This window comes from Paraburkholderia sp. RL17-373-BIF-A, assembly GCF_046030175.1.
Classification (GTDB): Bacteria; Pseudomonadota; Gammaproteobacteria; order Burkholderiales; family Burkholderiaceae; genus Paraburkholderia.
Genome location: NZ_JARESO010000335.1, coordinates 1 through 805, shown reverse-complemented (window position 1 = coordinate 805; position 805 = coordinate 1). Strand labels below are relative to the sequence as shown.

General features: G+C 64.0%; 1 pseudogene. It reads right to left on the bottom strand.

The features are described 5' to 3' along the window. Positions 1–394, bottom strand: a pseudogene (locus tag P0D80_RS50725) (integrase); the annotation flags it as partial. Between the last annotated feature and the right edge of the window lie 411 nt (positions 395–805).

Here is an 805-nt window from a genome sequence, read left to right as displayed (position 1 = left end):
GGTTATACAGGCCCTTGGCGCCGTCGAGGTCGCCCTGATGGACGCTGTCGATACGCACGAAGCCGGGACGCCCTTCGGGAGCCGGAGCCTTGCGCGTGCCGATCGTTACGGCCTTCGTCGGGCGGGTCTTTGTCTGCAGCACGCGCCGGTCACGGTAAGCGGCGCTGTTGCGCAGGTTGTACAGATGCCCCACCGAGATCGAACCCAGCCGCTCGAAGCGCGCATCGCTGAAGACGTCGCGTTGGCGGCGCAGCACGCAGGCCGTAGCCGGTCCCGAGAGTGTGCCCATCGCGCGATCCACCTCGGCCAGCAGTGCCACATCCACAGCGGTGTATCGCCGCGCAAAGGCATGTTCCGGCGCACGGTATTGCTTGACCAGCGGCTTGCGCGCCATCCAGCGCGACACCAGCCGCGTGACCGTCGTCCCAACTGGCGGTAATCCACGCGCCGCAGCACGGCGTCAATCCAGCTGTAACGCCCCGCATCATCCCCCGCCTGCCTGAATTCGAGAGCCTGCGTGCCAGCCAGGACCTGCCGCATCTTCCCGACGGTGCTCACTTGTGCTTCGTTCATCTCGATCACCATCCCCTGATGATGATCGACCCGCTGCGCTGCCCCGCTACCACTCAGCCAGACAATCGCCGTTTCCCGCCCAGCCCAAGCTCATTCCTCGTTGGAATCACGCCTGCGTCTTCAGGCTCAAACCTCGGTGGACAAGACTCCGAGTTGACCGATAATCGCTTCGTGGTGAACAATGGAGACGATCTTGGAATTCGAATTGATCCTGGCGGTGAGGGGCGCCGAT